Raw genomic sequence first — 2,451 nt, forward strand, 5'->3', positions numbered from 1 at the left:
CCGGGGGTGAATCGGCCGGAGGGCCGGCCTCCTACGGGCCGGGGCCGCCGGGATACCCCGTAGGAGGCCAGCCCCCTGGCCGATCGGGGCCTCGCCAACCCACGGGGGTGAATCGGCCGGAGCGCCGGCCTCCCACGGGCCGGCATACCTCGTAGGAGGCCAGCCCCCTGGCCGATCAGGCCTGGCCAATCCACCGGGGGCGATCGGCCGGAGGGCCGGCCTCCTACGGGCAGGGCCCGGCGCCCCCACCGGGGCGCACGATAACCGAACAACAGGCGAACAAGGACACGTCATGAAGATTCTGATTACTGGAACGGCCGGGTTCATCGGCAACGCCCTGGCCCTGCGCCTGCTGGAGCGCGGCGACGAGGTCGTCGGTGTCGACAACCTGAACGACTACTACGACGTCTCGCTCAAGAAGGCGCGCCTGGCCCGCATCCAGGACCACGAGCGCTTCACCGAGGAGCGCGTGGACATCGCCGACCGCGAGGCGATGCAGCGGGTGTTCCGCGAGCACCAGCCGCAGCGCGTGGTCAACCTGGCCGCCCAGGCCGGCGTGCGCTACTCGCTGGAGAACCCGGCTGCCTACATCGACACCAACCTGGTCGGCTTCGGCAACATCCTGGAGGGCTGCCGCCACAACGGCGTGGAGCACCTGGTCTACGCCAGCTCCAGCTCGGTCTACGGCGCCAACGAGGAGATGCCGTTCTCCGTCCACCACAACGTCGACCACCCGCTCAGCCTCTACGCCGCGAGCAAGAAGGCCAACGAGCTGATGGCGCACACCTACAGCCACCTGTACCAGCTACCCACCACCGGCCTGCGGTTCTTTACCGTCTATGGCCCGTGGGGCCGGCCGGACATGGCGCTGTTCATGTTCACGCAGAAGATCCTCGCCGGCGAGCCCATCGACGTCTTCAACTACGGCAACCACCGGCGCGACTTCACCTACATCGACGACATCGTCGAAGGCGTGATCCGCACCCTGGACCGTCCGGCCCAGCCCAACCCCGAGTGGAGCGGCGCGCAGCCCGACTCCGCCACCAGCGCCGCGCCGTACCGGCTGTACAACATCGGCGCACACCGCCCGGTCGAGCTGATGCACTACATCGAAGTGCTGGAAGAGAACCTCGGCAAGAAGGCCGAAAAGAACCTCCTGCCCCTGCAGCCCGGCGACGTCCCCGACACCTACGCCGACGTCGAAGACCTGCGCGCCGACACCGGCTACGAACCCACCACCAGCGTGGAAGAAGGCGTGGCCAGCTTCGTCGCCTGGTACCGCGACTACTACCAGGTCTGACCCGCCGCCGTTCGCGTGCAAGCACGCTCCCACGGGCGGGTGGGGGGCCGCGTAGGAGCGGCCTCGGCCGCGAAGCCCCTGCTACAATCGGCCTCATGCGCCTGAGTCCGCAACATATACGAGCGATCCGCGACGTCGTGCGCCACGAATGCGGGCCCGACGCGCGCGTTCGCCTGTTTGGATCGCGGCTGGACGATACCCGACGTGGCGGGGACGTGGACGTGCTCGTCGAGCTCGAACAGCCGGTCGAGCGTCCCGCGGTGCTTGCCGCGCGTCTCTCGGCCCGGCTCAGCCGCCGGCTGGACGGGCGCTCGGTCGATGTCGTCCTGTCCGCCCCGAATCTGCCCCGCAGCGCCGTTCACCGCATGGCCGAACAGCAGGGACAGCTCCTGTGAACATCGATCCCGAACAGCTCGAGCGTCTCCGGTTTCTCGGTCGCGTGGTTCAGCGCGAACGCCAGCATCTGGAGACGACCGATCAACGCGTCTTCAGCGAGCCTTTCACTCCGGCCCGCGCGGGTGTACTGGCCGACAACGCCGACGAAGCCGAGCGTGTCGAAGCCTTCGTGAGCCGCTTCGGACGTTTGCAGGATACGCTGGGCGACAAGCTGCTGCCCGTGTACCTCGAGGCGCTCGGCGAACGCCTTGGCGCGGCGATCGACAACCTCGACCGGGCGGAAAAACTCGGGCTGATCCCTTCCAGTGATGAGTGGCTCGCGATGCGCAAGCTGCGCAATCAAATGGTGCACGAATACATCGAGGCCCCCACCACCCTGGCGGATGCGCTCCAGGCGGGCCACGAATTCGTGCCGACCCTGAGTGCCGTGGTGGACAACATCCTGGCCGACATGCGCGCCCGCGGCTGGGCGGCCCCGTAGACATGATGGATTGACCTGCCCGACCTCGAGAGCGTGGGTTATGTTCTCGGGGTTGGGACAACCACCTTCAACACAGAGCCAATATCGAGGGGGCAGGTCATGAACCAGTTTAGCGCGGAAGGGATGAAGGATGCAGGGCCGGCGTCGGGTCTGACCGGCGTGAGGCAGGCGGTGGAGCAGGCCGCCGATGTGTACGGCGCCTACATCGGGCTGGACGTGCACAAGGAGACGATCGCGGTGGCGGTGGCCGAGTGCGGTCGTGGAGCGCCGGAGT

General features: G+C 67.8%; 3 protein-coding genes. All 3 read left to right on the forward strand.

The genetic code is table 11. The annotated features are described in order from the left end of the window. Positions 1-292: 292 nt before the first annotated feature. The 3 genes from F788_RS0113270 (at position 293) to F788_RS0113280 (ending at position 2,177) form a co-directional block, all read left to right on the forward strand. Positions 293-1,300: an NAD-dependent epimerase gene (locus tag F788_RS0113270; RefSeq protein WP_019590491.1), complete on the forward strand. Its 1,008-nt coding sequence runs from the start codon at positions 293-295 to the stop codon at positions 1,298-1,300. A 95-nt stretch (positions 1,301-1,395) separates the two neighbouring features. Continuing rightward, positions 1,396-1,695, forward strand: a complete 300-nt coding sequence (locus F788_RS0113275; RefSeq protein ID WP_051076747.1) for a nucleotidyltransferase domain-containing protein — start codon at positions 1,396-1,398, stop codon at positions 1,693-1,695. Next, positions 1,692-2,177, forward strand: a complete 486-nt coding sequence (locus tag F788_RS0113280; RefSeq protein ID WP_019590492.1) for a hypothetical protein — start codon at positions 1,692-1,694, stop codon at positions 2,175-2,177. Before F788_RS0113275 ends, F788_RS0113280 begins: the two co-directional genes overlap by 4 nt. Positions 2,178-2,451 lie beyond the last annotated feature (274 nt).

This window comes from Thioalkalivibrio sp. ALE10 (assembly GCF_000381385.1).
In the GTDB taxonomy this organism is placed as follows: Bacteria; Pseudomonadota; Gammaproteobacteria; order Ectothiorhodospirales; family Ectothiorhodospiraceae; genus Thioalkalivibrio.

Coding starts and splice junctions, on each gene's coding strand:
- F788_RS0113270 (WP_019590491.1), top strand. CDS start 293: ATGAAGATTCTGATTACTGGAACGGCCGGGTTCATCGGCAACGCCCTG.
- F788_RS0113275 (WP_051076747.1), top strand. CDS start 1,396: ATGCGCCTGAGTCCGCAACATATACGAGCGATCCGCGACGTCGTGCGC.